This window comes from Flavobacterium sp. K5-23 (assembly GCF_023278045.1).
In the GTDB taxonomy this organism is placed as follows: domain Bacteria; phylum Bacteroidota; class Bacteroidia; order Flavobacteriales; family Flavobacteriaceae; genus Flavobacterium.
In genome coordinates, this window is sequence record NZ_CP056783.1 from 974,081 (window position 1) to 998,489 (window position 24,409).

Annotated in this window: 21 protein-coding genes; 3 read left to right on the forward strand and 18 right to left on the reverse strand. The window is 33.9% G+C overall.

The window, feature by feature from the left end:
* Positions 1-19: 19 nt before the first annotated feature.
* From FLAK523_RS04355 to FLAK523_RS04380, 6 genes are all read right to left on the reverse strand, one after another.
* Positions 20-541: a YfiR family protein gene (locus FLAK523_RS04355; protein WP_248906902.1), complete on the reverse strand. Its 522-nt coding sequence runs from the start codon at positions 539-541 to the stop codon at positions 20-22.
* A 53-nt stretch (positions 542-594) separates the two neighbouring features.
* A complete protein-coding gene (locus FLAK523_RS04360; protein WP_248906904.1) occupies positions 595-3,456 on the reverse strand; it encodes a TonB-dependent receptor in 2,862 nt (953 codons plus the stop codon).
* Positions 3,457-4,027: 571 nt separating this feature from the next.
* The gene (locus FLAK523_RS04365; RefSeq protein WP_248906906.1) at positions 4,028-4,153 is read right to left on the reverse strand and encodes a FeoB-associated Cys-rich membrane protein; all 126 of its coding nucleotides are present in this window, start codon (positions 4,151-4,153) and stop codon (positions 4,028-4,030) included.
* Between the two features lie 6 nt (positions 4,154-4,159).
* A complete protein-coding gene (gene feoB, locus FLAK523_RS04370) occupies positions 4,160-6,259 on the reverse strand; it encodes a ferrous iron transport protein B (protein ID WP_248908049.1) in 2,100 nt (699 codons plus the stop codon).
* Positions 6,259-6,498: a FeoA family protein gene (locus FLAK523_RS04375; protein ID WP_248906908.1), complete on the reverse strand. Its 240-nt coding sequence runs from the start codon at positions 6,496-6,498 to the stop codon at positions 6,259-6,261. Before FLAK523_RS04375 ends, feoB begins: the two co-directional genes overlap by 1 nt.
* Positions 6,499-6,607: 109 nt before the next feature.
* Positions 6,608-7,273, reverse strand: coding sequence for an SCO family protein (locus FLAK523_RS04380; RefSeq protein WP_248906909.1), 666 nt, complete (start codon positions 7,271-7,273; stop codon positions 6,608-6,610).
* 128 nt (positions 7,274-7,401) lie between these two features.
* On the opposite strand from FLAK523_RS04380, the gene FLAK523_RS04385 reads away from it, so the two are divergent.
* Positions 7,402-9,465, forward strand: coding sequence for a M13 family metallopeptidase (locus tag FLAK523_RS04385; protein ID WP_248906911.1), 2,064 nt, complete (start codon positions 7,402-7,404; stop codon positions 9,463-9,465).
* 168 nt (positions 9,466-9,633) lie between these two features.
* A complete protein-coding gene (locus FLAK523_RS04390; RefSeq protein WP_248906913.1) occupies positions 9,634-11,697 on the forward strand; it encodes a M13 family metallopeptidase in 2,064 nt (687 codons plus the stop codon).
* Positions 11,698-11,877: 180 nt separating this feature from the next.
* Here FLAK523_RS04390 and FLAK523_RS04395 read toward each other — a convergent pair whose 3' ends face one another.
* From FLAK523_RS04395 to FLAK523_RS04440, 10 genes are all read right to left on the reverse strand, one after another.
* On the reverse strand, positions 11,878-12,306 hold the full coding sequence (locus FLAK523_RS04395) for a hypothetical protein (protein ID WP_248906915.1): 429 nt from the start codon (positions 12,304-12,306) through the stop codon (positions 11,878-11,880).
* A 250-nt stretch (positions 12,307-12,556) separates the two neighbouring features.
* Positions 12,557-13,030 carry a hypothetical protein gene (locus FLAK523_RS04400; protein WP_248906917.1) on the reverse strand — a complete coding sequence of 158 codons (474 nt, stop codon included), beginning with the start codon at positions 13,028-13,030 and terminating at the stop codon, positions 12,557-12,559.
* A 10-nt stretch (positions 13,031-13,040) separates the two neighbouring features.
* Complete coding sequence (locus FLAK523_RS04405; protein WP_248906919.1) at positions 13,041-13,385, reverse strand: hypothetical protein; 345 nt, start codon at positions 13,383-13,385, stop codon at positions 13,041-13,043.
* Between the two features lie 235 nt (positions 13,386-13,620).
* Entirely contained in the window at positions 13,621-14,073 is a 453-nt protein-coding gene (locus FLAK523_RS04410; RefSeq protein WP_248906920.1) for a hypothetical protein, read from the reverse strand.
* On the reverse strand, positions 14,073-15,692 hold the full coding sequence (locus FLAK523_RS04415) for a T6SS effector amidase Tae4 family protein (protein ID WP_248906922.1): 1,620 nt from the start codon (positions 15,690-15,692) through the stop codon (positions 14,073-14,075). Before FLAK523_RS04415 ends, FLAK523_RS04410 begins: the two co-directional genes overlap by 1 nt.
* A gap of 313 nt (positions 15,693-16,005) precedes the next feature.
* Positions 16,006-16,983 (reverse strand): DMT family transporter, encoded by a 978-nt coding sequence (locus FLAK523_RS04420; protein ID WP_248906924.1) that lies wholly within the window; start codon positions 16,981-16,983, stop codon positions 16,006-16,008.
* Between the two features lies 1 nt (position 16,984).
* On the reverse strand, positions 16,985-17,809 hold the full coding sequence (locus FLAK523_RS04425) for an SDR family oxidoreductase (protein WP_248906926.1): 825 nt from the start codon (positions 17,807-17,809) through the stop codon (positions 16,985-16,987).
* An 84-nt stretch (positions 17,810-17,893) separates the two neighbouring features.
* Complete coding sequence (locus tag FLAK523_RS04430) at positions 17,894-20,287, reverse strand: M20/M25/M40 family metallo-hydrolase (protein ID WP_248906929.1); 2,394 nt, start codon at positions 20,285-20,287, stop codon at positions 17,894-17,896.
* Between the two features lie 17 nt (positions 20,288-20,304).
* Positions 20,305-20,652: a hypothetical protein gene (locus FLAK523_RS04435; protein WP_248906930.1), complete on the reverse strand. Its 348-nt coding sequence runs from the start codon at positions 20,650-20,652 to the stop codon at positions 20,305-20,307.
* A 3-nt stretch (positions 20,653-20,655) separates the two neighbouring features.
* Positions 20,656-22,179 carry a carbon-nitrogen hydrolase family protein gene (locus FLAK523_RS04440; protein ID WP_248906932.1) on the reverse strand — a complete coding sequence of 508 codons (1,524 nt, stop codon included), beginning with the start codon at positions 22,177-22,179 and terminating at the stop codon, positions 20,656-20,658.
* A 190-nt stretch (positions 22,180-22,369) separates the two neighbouring features.
* On the opposite strand from FLAK523_RS04440, the gene FLAK523_RS04445 reads away from it, so the two are divergent.
* Entirely contained in the window at positions 22,370-22,702 is a 333-nt protein-coding gene (locus tag FLAK523_RS04445) for a single-stranded DNA-binding protein (protein ID WP_248906934.1), read from the forward strand.
* 433 nt (positions 22,703-23,135) lie between these two features.
* Here the strand turns inward: FLAK523_RS04445 and FLAK523_RS04450 are convergent, their stop codons facing one another.
* On the reverse strand, positions 23,136-23,639 hold the full coding sequence (locus tag FLAK523_RS04450) for a ferritin (RefSeq protein WP_248906936.1): 504 nt from the start codon (positions 23,637-23,639) through the stop codon (positions 23,136-23,138).
* A gap of 40 nt (positions 23,640-23,679) precedes the next feature.
* Positions 23,680-24,309 carry a chloramphenicol acetyltransferase gene (locus tag FLAK523_RS04455; RefSeq protein WP_248906938.1) on the reverse strand — a complete coding sequence of 210 codons (630 nt, stop codon included), beginning with the start codon at positions 24,307-24,309 and terminating at the stop codon, positions 23,680-23,682.
* Between the last annotated feature and the right edge of the window lie 100 nt (positions 24,310-24,409).

Consider the following 24,409-nt stretch of genomic DNA (forward strand, 5'->3'; position numbering starts at 1 on the left):
GACTTCTATTTTGTTGCGACTATTGTACAATTATGGCATGTTGCAGTAAAAAGGAACTAACTCCTATACCAGCTTTGTTTATTGCTTTTAAATTCACTTCAAATTTTAATTTATCATCTATATACACAAAATTCATATGTGCTCCTTTTTTTCCGAAACCATTACGTTCTGTTACAATTAAAATAGGTTTTCCGGAATATTTTGAAAGTATTGTTTCTAATGAGACTGAAGTGTTATAGGGCACAAATAAGATGTGGCAAAACCGTAGATCTGATAAGTTTTTATATTCCTTTATTTCTATGTTTTTGTTTTTAGCCAAAGCGGTTAAGGACGATGTAATAGGACTGTCTTCTAGAATAGCGATTTTAAAAGTTTGTTTTTTTGAGTAATCTTTCCAATACACATAATCCACAAAACGATTTAGAAAATCGGCTTTTAGTTCATATTCTTTAGTCTCTGATTTCTCCTGTGCTGAAATAAAATTCACTCCTATGAAGAGGATAAATATTCCGAAAAAGAATATGCGGATTTTAGTTTTCATACCTGATATTTTTTTTGGTGTTCTCTAGTGCCTTTGTTTTTATTCAGTTCCAATTAGAATTTATAAATCAATGCTAGATTAAATAAAGTTCCTAATTGGCTGAAATGATATCCCTGATAGGTCATTTGTGAATAACGTCCATTGAATGTAATTAGATTAAATTGAGATCTCACTTGATTGGGATCATTTAAAATGGCTGTTCCTATTTCATTTTCGGCTTTAAATTTCCATTCTGGTAATACGTTTAAAATATTATTGACATTAAATGCTATTGTAATTTTTTTTGTTGCGTTGTAATTAATCCCTATATCAGTTACTATTTTAGGGGTAAACTCGGTTCTTAAATTTGGATCCAAACCTTCTTGTTTGAATTTTGTTTTCCCGAATAATGTGTTGTTTAGGGATAAATCAAATTTTTTAATTAAATAATTGGTTCCCAATATCCATTTTGTGTTTGGCCTCGAAGTAAACATTAATGCATTTAAGGATGGTCCGAAATTATTACTGGCTACTTCTGAAATTCTTTTGTTTTCAAGTGTAATGTTTCCAGACAGGTTAATTCCTAATTCTCCTTGACCAAGTTTTAACTCATTGTAATTCAATACAATATCTAGGCCAGAAGTTCTGGAATCAAAAGAATTTTCAAACCAGGCCACACTTCCAAATTGAGTATCGACTCTGTCTCCTAAAATGATTCGGTCTTCTACTTTTATGTTATAGTAATCGATCGTTAAGTCTAGTTTTTTTAATGGGCTGGCTCCAATTCCTACAGTTATGTTTGTCGATTTTTCAGCGTCTAATTTGGGAATTCCTAATTTACGTGCCTGTAGAGAAATATTGTTAATTAATCCCACTATCTGGATTCCTTGACCTGGAACGAAGGAGAATTGTGATTTTTGAGTGTAAATTTGGTGTAATGTTGGGGCTCTAAAACCAGTGGACACTGATCCTCTCAGTGTTATTTTGTCCTGATTGAATTTATATCTTGAACTTATTTTCCAAACTGCGGCTCCTCCAAAATCGCTATAATCCTCATATCGAACCGTTGCATTTACTAAAAAATCCTTGTTGAAATCATAAGCCAAATCAAAGTAACCCCCGATGTTGTAACGGTTCCATTTTCCTGAATCTTCAGGTCTGTTTCCTGAAAATGAATCTGCGCCTTCCCCATCCCACGAAGCTTTATCTCCTTCGATAACCTCGAAAGTTTCACTTCTAACTTCAGTCCCAAAAGCAATACTTACTTTATCAGATAAGATTTTTGAAATATCTAAATTCCCAACGATGTGGTTAAAAGCAGCTCCTCCCGGTTTGAAAGATATTGGACTGTTTTCCTGATAGACATTCGATCCATTGCTGTCTTTTATCTGGGATTTGTTTTGGCTGTTTTCAACAGTATAAGACTGTGAGTTTCCCCCAACGGTTATACTCGTTTCCGTATTCCATCCATTTTTAATTGATTTATACCCAAGAGTAGCATTGTAATCATTCAAATCTCCTGTAAACGTAGGTTGATAGCCTTTGTATGAAGCTGCAGTTCCGTCACCAAACAAATCTTTTAAATAATCTGGATATGCAGCTGAATTACGCCAGTTTGGGATGCTACTGTTTTCAAATGGATTCTTGATTGGTCTGAAATAAGAAGTTCTATAATTAGCAAAAGAGTTTACTTTTTTATAGACATAAGCCGCGTTATAAAACAGTTGGGTTTCATCAGATAAATCTATTCCTCCGTTTACTAAAAATTTAGCCGTGGCTGTTTCCGGAGCCCCATTGATGTTGCCCGCTTCGGGGTTGTCCTTTAGAAAGGCATCTATGGTTTGTCGTCCCGTTATATTCCCTTGGTTTATAGTTGCATATTTTGCATTATAATCTGAAGTTCCTATGTAATCATTAAAAACAGAATTTATCTGGGTTTGTGTCATCCCCGTTATATCGATTCCGTTCAATGTATTGTTGTTATTTATATAGCTTGATGGTGTGTTTGGGTTTATTTTGATAAAATCATTAAATTCTCCTTCAGCATCCACGCTTCCGGGTCTATTGGCTAAGTTAACTTTAGATACATCGATAGTATAATTTACAAAACCTTTATTGCCTACAGTGGATCCATCGTTAAAGCTTACTCCAAACATTTCCCCGTCACCTTCTGAGGTAATCCCTAATCTTTTAGTTACTGATGCCTCATCTGTTCTGTTTTTTAATATAATGTTTATGACACCAGCAATCGCATCCGATCCGTATTGTGCCGAAGCGCCATCGCGTAAAACTTCAATTCTTTCTATCGCATCCATCGGTATTGCTGATATATCTGCTGCGGTTTCTCCTTGACCGGGAGAAGTTTGAACATAGAGCAACGAGCTTAAGTTTTTCCGTTTTCCGTTTATTAGAATTAAGGTTCTGCTAGGTCCCATGTTTCTAATTTCATATGGATCAAGTAATGAAGTCGCATCGTTAACGGGAGTTTGTGCTGTGTTAAAAGAAGGGATTTTATATTGTAGTGCTTTATCAAAAGTAGCTTGCCCTGTAGCTTTCAGTTCCTCAGATGTTAGTACGTCAATTGGTAATGAAGTAATGGTATTACTCCTTGGGACAGCTCTGGTTCCGGTAATCACGATCTCGTTTAGACTTTGTCTGCCTTCTTCTGATAAAAATACATTTAGGGTTGTTTCATTTGTTTCGTATTCTAACTTGGAGAATCCCAAATAACTAAAGACTAAAATTGCACCTTCACTAACCTTTATTTTATAGGCACCATTGAGTTCAGTAGAAACGCTATTGCTAGTCCCTTTTTCGGTAACATTTACGCCTGAAAAACCTACTCCAGCGTTATCAAATACATAACCGGAAATTTCCTTTTGTGCAAAAAGGAAACTTAGGTTCAGTAAAAACAGTATTAAGGTTAACTTTTTCATTATAAGTTGTATTGGTTCTTAAATAATAGGAAATCAATTGCAACATATTAATATTGAATGTTTTAAATAAGCCTTTTTATTATTGATTAATATAAATAGGCAAAGTATATATTCGAATAAGAAAATAAATGATAATATAAAGTTGGGGTATTTATGACTAATTTTAGATTTGGCTTTCTATAAAAGCATAAAAAGAGATAAATTCTCAGTTTTGTAAAAATTATAATTATCTAATCTTTAGGATCGAATTTTATAATAGTTAAAAAAATTCCATTTTCCAGTGCAGGTTCGAAATTGAAATTATGGTTCAAAGACATTATTGTTCAAGTGCAAGTTGAATGCTGTTTTTAATGTGAAACAAAACACAAACAACTGATAATTAGATTAAAAAGACCGAATAATGCTATGTAAATTTAGTTAATTTAAGTCAATTAGTATTAAATAAACAACGCTTTTTTTGTGTTTTAAGAAAACTTTAATCCGATTTTAGAATTCTATAAAATCGGAAACAGAGGAGAAATAAAGAGAATAGTTCCCGAAGATTAAAGCTATTTAGCTTTAATCGAATAGATTAATGACAACCGCAATCACCATCACCACAATCTTTGTCCGACTTCTTCTTTTTGAGAAAGAATTTCCGGAACAAGAAAGCTACTGCAATTCCCAAAGCGATAAAAGCAACTAGTTCTTGAATCATATTGTTTTATTTTAATAATTGATAAGCAATCAGCGCTGTTGCATAGGCAAATCCAGTCATAAAAATAAGTTGTCCCAAAGGCCATTTCCAGGTATTGGTTTCTTTTTTGGTAATGGCTAGCGTACTGGCACATTGTAACGCAAAAGCATAGAATAACAATAAAGATATTCCAGAGGCAAAGTTGAATATTTTTTTTCCTGTTTCAGGATTGATCTCTGCCGCCATTTTATTCTTGATCGTGTCGTCGTTATCGCTGCCACCTACACTGTAAATAGTGGCTAATGTACCCACAAAAACCTCTCTTGCCGCAAATGAGCTGATGATGGCAATTCCTATCTTCCAGTCATATCCTAGTGGAGAAATAGCAGGCTCTATGGCTTTACCCATTATCCCTATATATGAATTCTCCAGTTTAAAAGAGGCTATTTTACTGTGTAATTCATTTTTAGGAAGGTTAGCATTCTCTATTTTAGACAGCTGTATTTGTTCAGCATTTTTAAAATTTTCTCCAGGACCATAAGAAGCCATAAACCACAAAACAATTGATATGGCCAAAATGATTTTTCCGGCTCCGGTAATAAAGGCTTTTGTTTTTTCAATTACATTAATTGCCACATTTTTGAACATAGGCAATTTGTAATTTGGCATTTCTACCACAAAGAAGGTTTTCCCTTTTATTTTTAATATTTTATTCAATATATAGGCTGAGAAAATTGCCATTCCAAAACCCAAAAGGTACAGTAGCATCAGGGTTAATCCTTGGAGATTTAGTATCCCCAAAACACGATTGTCAGGAATTACAAGTCCAATAATAATGGCGTAAACGGGTAGTCTTGCTGAGCAAGTAGTAAATGGAGTAACCAGAATTGTAATTAATCTTTCTTTCCAGTTTTCGATATTACGGGTAGCCATAATTGCAGGAATGGCACAGGCTGTTCCGGAAATTAAGGGCACCACACTTTTACCTGATAAACCAAATTTGCGCATTATTTTATCCATCAAAAACACTACTCGGCTCATATAACCACTTTCTTCCAATATCGAAATAAATAAAAACAAGAAGGCTATCTGGGGAATAAATATTAGTATTCCGCCTATTCCCGGGATGATTCCCTGCGAAATCAAATTAGTTAACACTCCTGCCGGAAGGGAATCATTTGCCAGTGTGCTTAAAGAAGCAAAAGTGGTGTCTATAAAGTCCATTGGAATTTTGGACCATTCAAAAATGGATTGGAAAATAACAAACAATATGGCAAAGAATATCACATAACCTCCCACTTTATGTGTCAACACGCGATCCAGTTTAGAGCGAAAATCTTTAGCAACAGCTGTGTTTACCTTAAGTCCCACTTTTAGAACATCATTGATGAACTGATATCTTTTTATTGTTTCTTTTTGTTGTAATCTTTTTAAATCTGAATGTGATTTGGTGAAAGAACTGTGGATTTCTTTTCGTTCCAAGTTCAGGAAATTTACATCCTGGGTAATCACCAGCCAAAGTTTATACAATAACTGATTTGGAAATGCTTTGCGCAAATTATTGAAATAATCAGGATCAATGCTTGAGGCATTCAAGCAGGGTTCGGTTGATATGGTCTTGTAAGTAACAATAAGGTTTTTCAATTCTTCGATACCAAAACCTTTTCTGGAACTGATAAGGGCAATCTTGGTTTTTAAGTGCTCTTCAAGATAGGGAATGTCTAGTGAAATTCCTTTGTATTCCATTCTGTCAGCCATATTTATGACTAATATCGTTGGAATTTCCAAGTCTTTTATCTGGGTAAAAAGAAGTAAGTTTCTCTTTAAATTTTCCACATCGGTAACCACAAGGGCTACGTCTGGATATAATTTATCGTTTTTGTTTAACAGTAATTCAATCACTACGTTTTCATCAATCGAGCTTGCATTAAGGCTGTAAGTCCCTGGTAAGTCTAGGATATTGGCTTTGACATTATTGGGTAATTTGCAAAAACCCATCTTTTTTTCAACCGTAATACCTGGGTAATTCCCTACTTGCTGGTTAAGACCTGTTAACTGATTAAAAACAGAAGTTTTACCTACGTTTGGGTTCCCTATTAGAGCGACGTTGATGTTTTGCATGCTTATTATAGATTGCTTTTGATTAGTTCAACTTCAATTTCACAGGCAGTTTCTACACGAATAGCAAGGTGTGAACCATTTACATTCAAATAGAGAGGATCACCAAAAGGGGCGATTTGAAGCAATTCGACTTGATTCCCAGGCAAACAACCCATTTCGAGTAGTTTTAATGGAACGATATCAATATCAAAATCTTTGATAATGGCTTTTTCGCCTTTTTTAAGTGAATTTATCGTTGTTCGCAAGTCTTATTTAGATTGAATTAAGATTGCAAAAGTACATATTATAATAGTAAAATAAATGATAATTGTCATTTTTGTAAAAATGAAGGAACGCAATTGTATCTGTATTGTGTTATTCCTTTGACAAAAAGTTAATGTCTTCAATTAATTTTTTCATCTCTTCTTTATTAGTTCCGTCATAAAACCCACGGACTCTTTTTTTAGAATCCACCAAAACGAAATTTTCAGTATGTACCATATCGTAGAGTTCACTTGGCTTTCCTAGTTTCACTGCCAAATACGATTTTCTTGCCATAGTGTAAATTTCTTTTTTGTCGCCGGTAACCAAGTTCCATTTGCTATCAATAACACCATGTTTTAAAGCATAGGTTTTCAACACAGGAACACTATCGGTTTCTGGGAAAACGGTATGGGAAAGCAGCATTACCTTAGGATTATTTAAAGTCGCTTTTTGAATGTCGGCTAGATTTGTAGTCATCTTAGGACAGATAGACCCACAAGTTGTGAAGAAAAAATCGGCAACGTAAATTTTGCCTTCATAATCTTTTTGAGTGATCGTTTTACCATTTTGGTTAACAAAAGAAAAATCGGCGATAGTGTGGTATTTACTAATGTATTGCACCGTACTGTCAACCAATTCTGGATTAACATCAGCCGGATTATAAATGGGAAGCATTTTAGCTGGTTTGAGCGCCGTATAAAATAAGTAAAGGGTAATGGTTGAAAACACAACAAACACGCCAATAAATTTCCAGTACTTATAAATAACAGACTTCATAAAAAATATTTTTGCAAAAATACAAAAAAATGCCCCTTTTCCCATTGATCTAATTATTATTTGAAGCCCATTAGATTATAACTTAATTTATCGATAGCTTTGTAATACTAACCAAACACATTAATAAAATGAAAATAAAGCTTAATAAACAGCTTCTTTATGCGATTCCTGCAATAATTGGATTCGCGGAAGCACAAGCACAGGCTGTGCCGGCTAATAAAGTACCTGGAATTAATACTTCCTATTTTGATAATACTGTAAAACCTGCTGATGATTTCTTTCGATTTGTAAATGGGGCCTGGCTTGATAAAACCGAAATTCCGAGTGACAGGACTACCTGGGGAAGTTTTAACGAGTTGCTTAAAAAAACAGATAAAGACGCATTAGAGATACTGAAACTTGCGTCTAAAAACACAAAATACAAATCGAACACGGATCAAGGAAAAGCGGTAAATCTTTACAAATCGATATTAGATACTGTTGCTAGAGACAAACAAGGAATCATTCCGTTATTGCCTTATTTAGCAAAAATTGACGCAGTAAGAAGTGCTACTGATTTGCAAAAATTAATGATCGAAATGGAACCTGTCGGCGGAATTGGTTTTATAGGAATAGGAGTTGGAGCTGATGATAAAAACAGCACTAAGAATTCTCTTAATTTGGGAGTAGGTCGATTAGGATTGCCTGATAACGATTATTACTCTTCGGATGAAAAGGACACTAAAGAAAAAAGAGAAAAATACCGTGCGCATATAGCAAGAATGTTGCAGTTTATAGGGGAATCTCCAGAGAAAGCAAAGGAAAGTGCTGACCTGGTTTTGGCTTTAGAAATTGAATTGTCACAACCAAGGTTGGATAGAGTAGAGCGTAGAGACGGTAGATTACAATACAATCCTATGACTATTGCTGAATTGCAATCGATGACTCCTGCCATTAACTGGAATGAGTATTTTACAGGTCTTGGTTTCACGAAATTAGACACTGTAATTGTTTCTCAGCCGAGATATATGAAGAAATTACAAACCATTCTTGCTGAAAACAAAGTGGAAGCGTGGAAAGAATACATGAAATGGACTTTGCTAAATAAATCCACTTCAATGTTAACCACTACTATAGAAGCAGCTAATTTTGATTTTTACGGTAAGACATTAACCGGAGCGATAAAACAAAGACCTCGTGAAGACAAAGCATTACAAATGGTTAACAATACCATAGGTGAGGCTTTAGGGAAATTATATGTTGAAAAAATGTTTCCTGCTGAAGCTAAATTAAAAGCAGAGAAAATGATAAAGAATATTATTCTTGCGTATCAAAACCGTATCAATAATTTGACATGGATGTCTGCTGACACTAAAACGAAGGCCATAGAAAAACTGAATAAAATCACTATCAAAATAGGATACCCTGACAAATGGAAAGATTATTCGACGTTAGAGATTAGTGACATTGCTAATGGGGGGACTTATTTTGAAAATATGAAAAATTTGTCAAGATGGAGTTTTCAAAAAGATATTGAAAAATTATACAAGGCAGTTGATAAAACAGAATGGTATATGTCACCACAAACTGTAAATGCTTATTATAACCCTTCTTATAATGAAATCGTTTTTCCGGCAGCCATACTTCAAGCTCCCTTCTATAACTATCAAGCTGATGAGGCGGTGAATTACGGTGGTATAGGGGCGGTTATTGGACATGAAATTTCACATGGTTTTGATGATTCTGGAGCTAGATACAATGCCGACGGGAATTTAGTGGACTGGTGGACAGCTGAAGATTTAAAACAATTTACTGCTTTAGGAACTGCTTTATCTGATCAATATAGTGCTTTAGAGCCATTGCCTGGTGTACATGTTGACGGTAAATTCACTTTAGGGGAAAACATAGGGGATTTAGGCGGAATAAATGCTGCTTATGATGGCTTACAATTGTTTTTAAAGGAAAAGGGAAATCCGGGACTTATTGATGGTTATACTGCTGAACAAAGATTCTTTATCTCTTGGGCTACTGTATGGCGTACAAAATCGCGTGATGAAGCCATAAAAAACCAAGTAAAAACAGATCCACATTCTCCAGGGATGTACAGAGCTTACGTTCCTTCACAAAATGTCGATGCTTTTTATAAGGCATTTGGAATTCAAAAAGGAGACGGTATGTATATCGAACCGGAAAAAAGAGTTAAAATCTGGTAACAGATAAATTAAGTTGAAAAAAATCTCAAGTGAAAGCTTGGGATTTTTTTGTTTTATTCGAATATTAATTAAGTAGTCTAGTTTTGAGGACTTTAATTTTTAGATAATATTAACATATTCAAATGCATTATTAATTAGATTTGTCAGGATAACCAAGAAACAATAAAAATGAAAAAAACCGTCAATAAGCAGCTTCTTTTTGTGATTCCTGCAATTATGGGACTTACTGTAAGTCAAGCTCAAAATGTACCGGCCGCGAAAGAACCGGGTATCAATGTTAAATACATGGATACAAATGTAAAAGCAAGTAATGATTTCTTTCGATATGTAAACGGAACCTGGTTAGAAAACACACAAATACCTAGCGATAGAAATTCTTGGGGAAGTTTCAACGAATTGCGTCAGCGTACAGATAATGATGCTTTGGCTATTTTAAAAGAAGCCTCTTTGAATCCAGTTTATAAGTCCAATACCGATCAAGGAAAAGCAATCAATTTATACAAATCCATTTTAGATACTGTAGGTAGAAACAAAGCTGGAATAGCTCCTTTAAAACCGTATTTAAAAAAGATAAATGCAATTAAAAACACTAAAGATTTAGAGGCATTTTTAATCGAAATGGAGCCTGTAGGTGGGATAGGGTTTTTTGGAGCAGGCGTTGGTATAGATGCTAAAAACAGTAATAGAAATGTAATAAATGTTGGTTTAGGGAGCGTAGGTTTACCTGACAGGGATTATTATTTGTCAGAAGATGCTGACTCTAAAGAAAAAAGAGAAAAGTATGTTTTGCACGTTGCTAAAATGTTGCAGTTCTTAGGTGAAAAACCAGCGGATGCTAAAGTAAGCGCCGATAAAATTCTAGCTTTAGAAATAGCGATGTCAAAGCCTAGATTTGATAGAGTTGAGAGAAGAGACAGAAGAAAGTCATATAACCCAATGACTATTAAAGACCTTCAAAAATTAACTCCTTCTATTAATTGGGATAATTATTTTACTAAAATTGGTTTGGCTAATGTTGATTCTCTAATTGTTTCACAACCTAAATACCTTACTGCTTTAGAAGATATTTTTAAAGAAAACAAAGTTAATGATTGGAAAGCATACATGCGATGGACTTTGTTAAACAGAGCCTCCTCTCAATTATCAACTGATATTGAAAATGCAAACTGGGAATTCTATGGTAAAACTTTAACTGGAGCTGCTAAACAAAGACCAAGAGACGAGAATGCACTTCAAACCATTAATGGTTCTATAGGGGAAGCTTTAGGGAAATTATATGTAGAGAAAAAATTTCCGGCTGAAGCCAAAGAAAAAGCGGCGAAAATGATAAAAAACATATTTCTAGCTTTTGAAAACCGAATCAATAATTTGGCTTGGATGTCAGCAGAGACTAAAGTAAGTGCTGTTGCAAAACTGCATAAATCAAGAGTAAAAATTGGATATCCTGACAAATGGAAAGACTATTCAGCTCTTACAATAGTAAGTCCAGAAGAAGGTGGGACTTATTTTGACAATGTTAAAAACTTATCAAAATGGCGTTTTCAAGAGAATTTAGCTGAGTTGAATAAACCGGTTGATAAAGAGAAATGGGGAATGTCGCCTCAAACTGTAAATGCATACTACAATCCTGCTTACAATGAAATTGTATTTCCAGCAGCTATTTTACAACCTCCGTTTTACAATTACCAAGCTGATGAGGCTGTAAATTACGGTGGAATTGGAGCTGTTATCGGTCACGAAATATCGCATGGTTTTGACGATTCAGGTTCAAGATACAATGCTGACGGAAACTTGGTTGACTGGTGGACTGCTGATGACTCAAAACAATTTAGCGCTTTGACAACTGCTCTTGCTGATCAATATAGCAAGTTAGAGCCTTTGCCAGGGACTTTTGTAGACGGTAAATTTACTTTAGGAGAAAACATTGGTGACTTAGGTGGTATAAATGCAGCTTATGATGGTTTACAATTGTACTTAAAAGACAATCCTAGTCCAGGTTTAATTGATGGTATGACACCTGAACAACGTTTGTTTATTTCTTGGGCTACTGTATGGCGTACAAAATCACGTGATGAAGCAATTAAAAATCAAGTAAAAACGGACCCGCATTCTCCAGGAATGTATCGTGCTTATGTGCCGTTACAAAATGTTGATGCTTTCTACAAGGCTTTTGATATCCAGTCTAATGACGGGATGTATATTGCTCCTGAAAATAGAGTTAAAATCTGGTAGTTTAAAGAATATGTGATGAAAGCTAAAAACCCATCTTTACGATGGGTTTTTTTGTTAGCTATTGTAGGATGAGGTAATTGGTAGTGCTAATTTACACTTCATTGTCAGTACGTTACTGGAAATGCTTTTAACCAATAACCTGCTTTTTCAAGAGGGAAAAAGGTCTAGAATAAGAAGTATTTATTTTTTAAAAAGGATTTTTTCTTTTCCGTTTGTATATTCGACAGTCAAAATGGGCTCAAAAAATCCTTGCTTATTTTGCTTTTTGACATATTTTATGGAGTCTGATACGAAATCGACTCTCTTAACTATTGTTTTTACCATACAGGTAATTAGACCTTTTTCTTTATCAACTATCATATGACCTAAACTCAATATGCTATTATCCTTATAATAAATACAGGCGCAGATAGATTGTTCTGTGTTTCCTTTTTTGAAAAAAAGGGAATATCCTTTTTCATTTACTTCGTAATGATTAAAATTTTTATAGTAGGCTTCATATTTATACTTTCCAATTTTAATTTTTTCCACCTTTTCAGTCTCCTGACAATAAATGAAAGGAGTACATGAAATGGCGATGAATAGAATTGTTCTTTTTGTTAATGTCATAATGCGTTGTATTTAATTTAAAACCCAAATTCTTATTGATTTCACTCCGCCGTTGGGAGATGTATTTGCGCCTCCAATTACATATCCGTTCTTAATTAGATCAGCATGTCCCGAATAGCCAGCACCCAAAAGTTTGTTTTCATAATTCAAGCTGGTACTTGTTTGGATAAGCGCAAGTTGATAAATCTTTAAACTTATGTTAATAAGAAAAGCGGTTGTAAACAAGTTTAAAACCGCTTTTCGTTATTGTTTAAGATTTAATTTGTCTCATTATAACTATATAGAATACAAATAATGCAATTAATCCTAAAAAGTACAACCAGTCTTTGTAAAAATATTTACCTCCTGTTTTTTTGATTATATAGATAATTGACATAACTATTAAATTAAAGATTGTTGCAATTGCAAAATAGGCAGGATATAAAAAAGCCAAAGCATCAGATTCTATTATTCCCCAATAAATAAAAAATGTAAGAGATAGAATTTGTAAAATAAAATTTAACCAACTCAAATAAATAAATTTGTTTTTTTGAATATCTGATAAAATGAAGAATAGATAAAGAGATGTTAAAAATAAAATAAACATTAAAGTTGCACTAGCTAAATATATGCCATTCGTATTTTGAATACTGATTTTGAATAGTAAATCTAAAATTATTAGCAAGATACTTGAAAGACCGGCTACGATAAAGATCTTTTTTAAAATAATAATATTTTTTTTCATAATGAATTTTTTAATTACATCCTAAATCACTTATTGCTACTTCTCCTCTCAAAACTTGGCGAACTTTTGTCCAATCTGGCCTCCAAATTGTATTTTGAGAAGGTGATGGCGCAACAGAGCTACCTCCGTTATTTTCAACATAGTTATATATTTTTGTTTTTAAACTGTTCCACAATATGTCAGGATTATTAAAAGGACTTCCTAAAACAATGTTGCTGTTTTCTGCCATTAAGGATTCAAAACTATCAGTCATTCTATCAACTCCTCTAGTGTAAAAAGTATCTCGGTTATATGTCTTACAAGATAATACTAAAAGACTTACTGTTACTATTAAAGTATTTTGTACTAATTTCATAATTTTAATTTAAAATCCATATATCTGTATAATCTATTGGTAAAGTTTCTTTTTTGTAATAGTAGAAATACATTTAAATATCGGACTACTGCAAAACTTATTAAATACAATCTCTTAAGATGTTGGAATTTATAATTGTTTAAACATACTTTCTATTTTTAAATTCTCAAATACAGTTCTTTAATCGCTAACGACACGAAAGGATTCGTTCGGCAGCAAGGATTTAAGAGGTGTTTTATTTGACCTTTGTATGTTCTTGATATGCTCTCTTTGCAACAGAATCGAGTTCTCGGCTGGCGAAGTAACATAAACACGTTTCTAAAAAATGCCTTTTATGTTTATCTGTTTCATCATTATAATATTCTGTTGCTGGCAAATTGTCAATTATTTTTTTACTATCAGATTTAATCTTAGGCCATAATGACATTGGAACTGCTGCTTCGAGAAATATATCTTCTTTCTGTATTAATTTGAAAATTGAATCATTTTTATAGCCTTGAAATAAACAGTCAAAAAATGCATTTTGTTTGTACTCTATGACCCAACTGTTTTTAGGACTCGGTTTGTTTTTAGAATATCCAGGATAAAAAAAGGCGTCTCCATAATATGTATTGAGGTCTTTACTACCTTTAACGGCTGAACATGAAAATAAAGTTAAAATAAACCCTATTGCTATTACTGTTTTCATTAGTTTAATATCCATACATCGATTCTTTGAATTGGTAAATTGAAAAAGCATTTAAATGCACAATTGCCGTAACCTTTACTATCAGTAAATAAAAGATCTGCATGTCCTGACGTACTTGTATCTAATCTATATTGCTCTGTTGTTATCATTGAATATATTCCGTACTTGTTCTTTAATTCATTTGGAAAATATATTCCGTTTGGCCCTCCATCGGCAGCGTTGTAGGAAAGATGATTGGCATTTATGGGAGTATTTCCTATTCCTGTTTTTGTACCGAAAGTTTTTCGCATCCAAGCATTAAGTTCTTTGGCGTTTAGGAAAATGAATTTCCCAGCAAATTCGCCACTTCCTTCAAGTGTGATGCCTGGTAAATCTGGAATAATAATACCTGACCTTACTAGAGCTATAGAAACTTTTAATGCACAAGTGTTCGCGGTTCTTCTTGGATTATCAATTCTAGCTTGCTGAACTGTTCCCCCAACCAAACCATAGACATTATCAGCACCCTCCATAAGTTTTCCGTCTTGAGAACGAGCCATGTTATTAACATAATTATTATAAGTTGGCAAATTTTGTTGCTGAAAAGTTAAATTAGGATTTCCCCAATAGGCAGCATCATAATCACCATCTTGCCCTTCCGATGTTCCCATAAACCAATTTTCGAACTGTTCCCAGGAAACACTTACATTATTATAAAGAACACGAAGTGAGATTAAATTTCTTGAATTATCCCTACTTTCTTGTGTAAGTGTAGCTAAGTATGAGTTAAGAAATGTTGTATATTCATTTTCATTAACAATAGCCCACCCTTTCAAATCATTTGATAGATCAGCCCAAAATGCAGCTGCTGTTTCTGCTTTTTGTAATAATATGAATGATTTTGGATTACTTAGATCAAATAAGTTAGGATCTATGACATATCCGCTGGGATCAGTTAAATTAGTGCCACTACCACCACCACCTTGAGATTCAATATTTGTTGTCTCAACTAAAGCTTCTACAACTTTACCATCTACTGGCAGTCTAAAAGCGTAATAGTCTACGCATTGATTACAATTATCACAGGTGCCATTGGCGCATTCTTCTGTACGTGTACAATGTCTATTTCCTGTTACAAAAACAGTAGTGTAGCCTGTGCCTGATGATTTTGCATAGGACTTATTATTAGTGTTTTGATCTGGAGTTGATTGATAAACAAGTCTCATTTTACCTTTAAATTGTTTGGTATTAGCAGTAATAAGGTCTTTGTGATTTTGATCCGTAGGTATCATTTCGATAATTGACGTTTCCCAAATTCCATTTTTATTATATACATTAAGATTAAAAATACTATTCCGCATGACTATTTTTGGAGTAATCTTGAAAGTATAAGTAGTTTTATTTTGTACAATAAATTGTTTAATGTAAGTAGTATCAATATTGAAATCATTTAAAGTGTGATGATTTTGTCCAACTTTTTTAGCTTGAGTGTTTAATGTGACCTCTGGTAAACTAATGGTGTTTTTGAAATTTTTTAGTCCGGTCTTATTTTTAAACTGTTCGAATGAAATTTCGTTTTGTGGAGTTGCAGCCACATCGTTTTTATTAATGTCTTGAGTATCTAGGCTGCAATTAGTCATAAAGTACGCTAGTACAAACAGAAAAAGAATTCTGCTAATGTAGCTTAGAGTTTTGTGGTTTGTGGTTTGTGGTTTGTGGTTTGTGGTTTGTGGTTTGTGGTTTGTTTCAAAATTTGATTTATAAAGTTAGGGCTATTTAATTAAATAACTAGTGCCAAACTTACAAAAAGTAAATTGTAAATAAAACACCCACTTTTAGTGATATTTTTATACAAGCACTAATAGTCATAACTAAATATAATACTCGAAGTTGACCACTTCACAAAAGTCAATGTCTAACTTTGGACAGTAGAGAGCTTGGGATTTTTTTATGCTAAATTTTCATCATTTTTACTTTTACTTCTTCTTGGTTTTTCTTCTCCAAGAGTGATTTTCTCGTTTTCCTTATGGAATGATTGACCATATACAATCCGCAAAGGGTAACTGCTCCACCTAAAATAATGGGTTTTGTAAGCTCTTCATTGAAAATAACAGCGCCTAAAAGTACCGCCACAATTGGGTTGATGTAAGCATAGATGCTGTTTAATTCCGTTGGTAGTTTTTGCAAAGAATAGATAAAAGCTATAAAAGTTAAAACAGAACCTACAATTACCAAATAAGCGATGGCGTACCAAGATTGTATTGGAATAGCACTTAGGCTTACAGCTGTATTTGTTGTTTCGGTATAGGTAATAAGGATCATACTTGAAATAAGCATTTGCAGTCCAATACTAAAATAGGGATTAAAACTAGGTGCTTTTTTCTTGGTGTATAAGGTTCCAAAAGCCCAGGTAATGGTTGCTATAATTGAAATTAAAATCCCGAATCTAAAATCAGCATTTAAAAAGTCAGACAAATGATCATAGAATACGATACAAATTCCTCCAAAACTAATCATTAAACCAATAACCGCTAATCTAGCGATTCTCTCCCCGCCAAGGAAAGTGATAATGACAATCCATAAAGGGAAAATGGCACCAATGATAGCACCCAGTCCACTACTGATATATTTTACTCCCCAAGTACTAAGTCCATTGCTTAATACAAAGTTAAGAATGCTTAGAATTATGATTGTTTGCCATTGTTTGCCTTTTGGCCAAGTTGCTTTTTTAAACAAGAAGAAGGAAACATAAAGCATTCCGCCTATAAATTGCCTAATTCCCGCAAGTTGTAAAGCTGGCATATGTCGTACGCCCTCTTTGGAAGCAATCCACGTAGTTCCCCAAAAAAAACTTACCCAGCATAAGGCTAGAATTGGCAGCCCAATGGAATTTATCTTATTTGAAAAGGCATTTTGAATTTTAGTTTTCACTTTATAAAGGATTTACAGTAAAAGAATAGCGGAGTGTTTTTTCTAATTTATCACTTAGGACAGTTTTTCCTGTCGAAAGATTCTCGTGATTGAACTTTGGCGGAACAAGTCCGTTTTCCAATGCTTTTTGAGTATAATAAACTTCTCTTGAAGGGTGAAATGGTGTAACTGCATTAAATGTTTTTCCCCAAGAATTGGTTTCCAATATTTTTAGAATAATCCCGATACAATCCTCTTGATGAATGAGATTAATAGGCGCCTCAGGATTGTCTAAATTCTCTTTTCCCGCCATAAACCTAGCGGGGTGACGATCTTTGCCTATTAAACCCCCAAAACGCAATACAGTGGTTTTAAAATGACTCTCTACCAGTAACAGTTGCTCGATTGCCAATAATTGTTTGCCACTTTCGGTAACGGGAATTGGGATTGATTGTTCTGTAATTAGATCATTGGCATCGCCATAAACTGCGGTTGAACTGATGAAAAGCACATTTTCAACAGTAGATTGCTTTATGAAAGGCAGTAGACGGGTTATTTTATTGACAAACGAATTGTTATTGGAATCCGAATAATCTTTGTTTTTCCCTCTTAATTTGGGCGGAATTGCTATAATAAGTGTTTTGCTTCCTTCTAAAAAATCAGAGGTAGTGTCCGGTGTGTTCTCGCTGTCTAGCTCCAATAAAAAAGGGTTGATTCCTATTTCTTCAAGCGTGGAAAGTTTCTCTACTGAAGTCGTGGAACCCTTAACGGAATAGCCGTTTTTTATCAAAACCTGCGCCAACGGAAGTCCCAGCCAACCACAACCCAAAATGCTAATTCGATCCATTGTGCTATTTATTTAATTCAAATCACATAAGAAGTAGTTCCTTAGAGTTGTCTAATGTGTTTGCAACTGCAAATTTCAGCAAAATTAATTTACTTTAATGCTGTCCATTGCAATTTTTGTTTTTTCTTTTTGGAGTGGATTTAGAGTTGGATTAAGTTGAGGTTGTTCAACAATGGTTGTGCTTAATTTTATCTTCTGCTTGATCACTACGGCATCGTTCAACACAAAAGGGGTTGGCATCATCCAATTTTCTCTTTTCGAAATAGTAAATAAAGGATTCGACATCAAATCAAATGAACTTTCCATTAATTCCATATCAAATTCAGTTCCTGCATTAATTACAAATTGAAGCTCTAATGGAGCGTTATTCACAACATAATAACTCAAAACCTTCTTGCCATTTCTTTTAAAAACAGCTCCGTTTTTATCTATTGCTTTAGCGCCATTGGCAATTAAATTATTGATCTCCATTTTTTCATTGGCAAAAATATCATAACGATTGACTTTTCGATTTGGGGTAATTCGTAGTTTTATAAATCTTTCGTTGTCAACTATGCTGTTTTCAAGAAATTCGATAGTTGGTTTCTGAATGAATTTTTTAGGTGCTTCTGTGGCATAGGTAAACCCTGAATTGTATTTGCTGAATAAAGGCGTTTGATTCAGGTTTTTAGCTGCTTTCGGGTTTTCACCCAAATAGCTTTTAGTCCAAGAATCTAGGTTGGTGTCGTATGTTGCCCAGTTCGCTTTGTCTGTATCTGCATCATAGATGTATAATAAACTATTGGATTTAGCTTTTCCTAATTCGTAACCCGATTCGTAGTGTGCTTTCGCAAAAAATCCGATGGCTATGAATAAAAAGATAGTGGACCACAATCTTTTATTGGCGAAAGCCTGAAAAACAGGCAATAGCAATCCAAAAGTTAAAACAGTCAGTAAGGCACTTCCAAAAAGCACTTTTAATCCAAGACCGATAGGGAACATTTGGATAAAAGGCGCGATGAGTAACAAGGCAGGAATGCAAAACAACAAGTACAAATTGAGACTTGATTTTTGGGTAAGGATGAAATAAGCAAATGAAAACAAACCAAAATAAACAGGGATAATTAAAAATCCAGCACCTTTAAGACTATAAACTATCAATCCATTGATGATAAGCCATAAAATTAGTGGTGCAACATATTGATTTATTGTTGCTTTTTTGAATGTTGAAGTTGTGTAGAACGCAAAGCATATAGATAAACTTAATGCGACAAAAGCGGCAATATAAGAATGACCGTTGTAGGTAAAGCCGTTTAGTAAATCATTGTATTGTGGATAAACTAAAAGCAATCCTTTCCACCCGAAATAGGTTACTAATCCCGTTATAATTAGAGATCCTAATAAAGGAATAAACCCTTTTAGGATAGCCGGTAACGAAATTATTCGTTTAGCAATTCCAATAAACAGTAATAATATAAATAGTGCTATTGCTATAATTAGCATTGGTAAAACCCAGTCAAAAGGATAGCTTATAAACGTAAAAGGAATATTAAAATAGACATAATCTTCTGTTGCTTGAGTAGTGTTCAAATTAGCATTCGAAAAATAATTCAAAAGCGGCATTAAATAACTGCCTTGATGCGCTAAGCTGTTTGGGTTTAAATGATTGATATCGTCCTGAGCCGTGTGGTAATTGTAATGATCGTCTATAAATGCAAAGTTAAAACCCTGAATGTTTCCTTGTCCTCTAAATACGGTCAAGTCAGTATCGTTAGGCAACATTTTGTAAATGCTATACATCAAAGAATTAGAAACCGGAAAGCTTGCATTTGCAGCAGCAAATTCTTTTACAAGTCCTGAGTTTCCTTTGTTGGTTTCCATTAACATATAACTAGGGCCCGAGGTTCCTCTAGCTTCAAAATTCAGCACCAAGCCTACTTCTTTTGCCCAATGGTGTTTAGTCACAAATAAAGCGGCACCATTTAATCCTAATTCTTCCGCATCAGTAAACAGAATTATGATGTCGTTTTTGTGTTGCTTTTTATTGTGTATAAAAGCGCGTACACTTTCAAGAATTGTGGCTACGCCAGTTCCTGCATCGCTAGCTCCGTGTGAGTAGGAGTGAGGAGCGCTATCATAATGGGACAACAATAATAATGCTTTGGAGCTATTAGTTCCCTTAATTCTGGCAATTATGTTTTTTGAATTTACCAGATTCCCCCAATCAGTTAATGTATATCCTTCTTGAATTGAAGTTTCCAATCCAAGTTTTTCCAACTCTTTAATTAGATATGAAGCTACAATATCGTGATTTGCAGAACCTACATAATGAGGTTGTTTAGAAATTGCTTTTACTTGCTTTAAAGCTCGGTTTGTAGAAAATTCAGAAAGAGGGATTTTATCATCCGATGTCCACTGCGGCATCATAGTAAAATAAACAAATCCTAGTATTCCAAGGATAAAAACAATAGAAAGAATTGAGGTATAATTTTTATTCATTTATTATATATTGGGGTCTATATATCTTTTTTAACTAACATGTAAAAATCATTTTCAAGGGCGAGATAGCCTTGGTCATATAGGAAATAGTAGGTGTTTCCTGTTTTGGTGTTCAAAATGTTGGTGAAAAACTCAAATTCAAAACCTTTACTCAGGAGTTTTGCTCGATTAGTTTTTGATTTTCCTTCGGTGTTAAGCTCCGAAAGGACGCGATAATTTTTGCGCAACTTATTATTTATGTTGCGCATGTAATTATTGCTGTCTTTGTTTATTTTGTTGTTAAAGGCATTGCGACAACCGTCACTGCAGAATTTTTTATCTTCCCGCCCCACAATTTTCTCTTCACATTCTAAACAATTTTTCATCTATTATAATTTTTTTAAACTATATAAATCGTGTCTTCTGTCTTTCATTATTTTCACACTTCCGTGTTCGTGAAGTTCTTTTAAAAGATTGATATCTACATCAACAATCAAAGTCATTTCGGTATTAGGAGTTGCTTCTGCCTTAACTCCATTACTTGGAAACGCAAAATCAGATGGTGTAAATACTGCTGCTTGTGCATATTGTATATCCATATTATTTACTTTGGGTAAATTACCCACACAACCTGCAATAGCTACATAACATTCGTTTTCAATTGCTCTTGCTTGTGCGCAGTGTTTTACTCGAGTATATCCATTTTGGGTATCTGTAAGAAAAGGGACAAACAAGATATTCATTCCTTCATCAGCCATTAATCTTGAAAGCTCAGGGAATTCAACATCATAACAAATCACAATTCCTATTTTTCCACAGTCAGTATCGAAGGTTTGAATTGTATCTCCTCCAGTGATTCCCCAATGGAAAATTTCATTAGGAGTAATATGAATTTTACGGTACATTTCGTTTGTACCGTCACGTTTACATAAAAAACCAACATTATAAACATGTCCATTTTCTATAAAAGGCATACTCCCGGTGATAATATTGATGTTATAAGAAATAGCAAACTCTTGAAACTTAAGTTTTACATCTTCGGTATGTTTAGCTAATTCCCTAATCGCCTCTGCTTCTGATAAATGATTGTAATCAGCCATTAAGGGCGCTGTGAAAAACTCTGGGAATAAGGCAAAGTCACTTCCGTAACCAGATACAGTATCAATAAAAAACTCGGCTTGTTCAAAAAGAGCGTTTAGATTAGACAATGAACGCATTTGCCATTGGATTAATCCAAGTCTAACCACACTTTTTTTATGGTTAATTAGTTTTGGACTATCATCATAATAAATATTATTCCATTCTAGCATTACTGCATATTCTTGAGATTCAGTATCGCCTTCTAAATAATTTTTCAGCACACGAATTTCATGGAAATCATTGCTTAATTGAAATGATAAAACAGGGTCGTATAATTCTTTTTTCTTTACTTTTTCAATATATACTTTTGGAGTAATCTCATCTTTATATTTTCCATAAGATGGAATTCTGCCTGCAAAAATGATTGATTTCAGGTTTAATTGCTCACATAATTCTTTTCTAACATCATATAAACGTCTACCTAGTCTTAGACCACGGTATTTTGGATTGATAAAAACATCTATTCCGTAAATAACTTCTCCGTCAGGGGTATGGGTTGAAAAAGTATAGTTGCCAGTAATATCTTTGTAGGTTTTAGTTTTGAATGCAAAATCTTCAGTTACTAAAATAGATAATGCTGAACCTACTACTATTCCGTCAACTACAATAACAAGTTGTCCTTCGGGGAATTTTTTTAATAAAATCTCTAATTGTTCTTCTTTCCAAAATGATTCAGCCATTTCTGGATATGATTCAACCATCGATTTTTTTAATTCTTTGTAGTCCTCTATTTTTAAATTTCTTAATTCAATAGACTGTATTGTATTTGACATATATAATTGATTTGACAACAAATATAGTACAAATATTATCCGTTTACAAACGTTTACAAATATTTACAACCGAAAGTAATTGAATGCTAACCGAATAAGTTGCTTTTGCTGTCTAATCTTTGCAATGTCGAAACAAACAAGTATCGGCAAGACTTTTATACATAACAATAACAATTAAAATTTACACGCCATGAATGCATTAAGAAACAAAGTACAGTTAATCGGTCACGTAGGACAAGAACCAGAAATCAAAACTTTTGATGGGGGAAAAAAATTAGCTAATATCACGTTAGCTACAAACGAAAGCTACAAAAATGATAAAGGAGAGAAAGTAGAGGAAACGCAGTGGCACAAACTAGTGGCCTGGGGAAAAACGGCTGACATTATCGAACAATATGTTACCAAAGGTAAAGAGATTGCAGTCGAAGGCAAATTAACCCATAGAAGTTATGAGGATAAAAACGGAGATAAACGCTATGTTACCGAAGTTGTCGTTCATGAAGTACTTTTATTAGGAAAGTAGTTTTTTGGGGTCAGTAATCAGTTATTAGTGGTCAGTTGCCAGAACTATAGTTTAAAAAACGAAGATACCCTCTTAAATAAAAACAGCCACGTCCTTCAAAATTGAGACGTGGCTGTTCTTTTTGTTTTAATTTGTTTAATGAAGAATATGTTGGAAAACCAAGGTGTTAATATAAATTCCAATTGAAAACTGATCACTATTTTTTTTGAGGTAAGTCAAACCTTGGACAGCGCTTATCTTCACCTTTTTTATATTTTTCACAACATTCCGTCTTTAAGTCTTTTTGAGGCTTGTCTTTTTTAAGGAGTTTTTTTTTATCCTTGTCCTTGTCCTTATTTTTATCCTTTTTGCCCAATTTTCAAAGAATTAAGTTCAAAGTAAATATACGCTTTAATTAGGCGACTTATCTTGGGTTTAACTTAATTATAAGCTATTATGCTCCCTTGTTTGCCGTAAGTTGTTGAATATCCCTGTCAAATAAATACAGCCCCCCTTTGTCGTCTCCTATAAGGTTTATTTTATCTAATATGTTTTTAGCCTGAGCTTCCTCTTCAATTTGTTCGGCAACATACCATTGTAAGAAGTTATGTGTTGCGTAATCTTTTTCAGTAAGAGATATGTGAACTAATTCGTTTATAGATTCGGATACAAACACTTCATGTTTATATAATTCTTCAAACATTTCTTTGAAGGTACTATAGGCCGTTTTAGGTGCTTTCAGCTCGGTTACCTGAGCATGGCCACCACGTTCATTGATGAATTTAACCATTTTTAGCATATGGGCGCGTTCCTCATCAGATTGGGCATACATGAATTTTGAAATACCTTCAAGGCCATGGGTTTCTGCCCAAGAAGCCATAGAAAGGTAAGCTTGAGAAGATTCAGCCTCAATTCGAACTTGATCGTTCAGTGCGGATTCAATATTTTTTGATAGCATAAGAAATGTGTTTCTTGTAAAGTTACAAAAAAAGAAAACACTACTGATTCATTAATTCTTGAAAAAGATCTACAAATTGGCCTAAATGTAATCCATCCATTAATCCATGGTGTACATGAATTGACATTGACATTGTTCTTTTACCTCCTTCACCAGTAATCATTTTTCCAAAAGAAATTTTAGGACAACTATCCTGAAAAGTATAACTTCTAGCATGGGAAAGCGAAGTGAAATTAAGCCAAGGAATTGCGGAGAAATGGATTACGTTATCCGTATCAAAAGCACTAGTAAAAAGACCGGGCGTGTTTTGAACACGTTCTATTTCAACCAATGCAGTTGCCGTAAAAACCGCAAAATCAGGATCGTATTTAATCAATGAAAACCCAAAAGTGCTATCCTCTCTCCCTATAGTAGCCGAACCGTCGATTTGATCGTAAATGTATACTTGATCATCGGCAATTCTGTATCTAAAGGATTCATTAGTATTAACCGCAACCAATGTTTTGTGAAGGTAATATATAAAAAAGGAGGAGCCTATAGCTTTAGAATTTTCATAGGCTTTGGTACAGTCTATTTCAACAGTAGCGCCAAAAAAGGGCTCTTCAAATTTTCGAAAAAAATGAAAATGTTCTTTGCGGGGCCATCTCTCTATGTCCAAAAGTGTTTTCAATGTTTTGTTGTTTTATTATTTGTCAAAAATACCGTTATTGGTTTAATGAAAAAAGCCCTAAAGGAATTTTCCTTTAGGGCTTTTTGATAATCTATTAGGT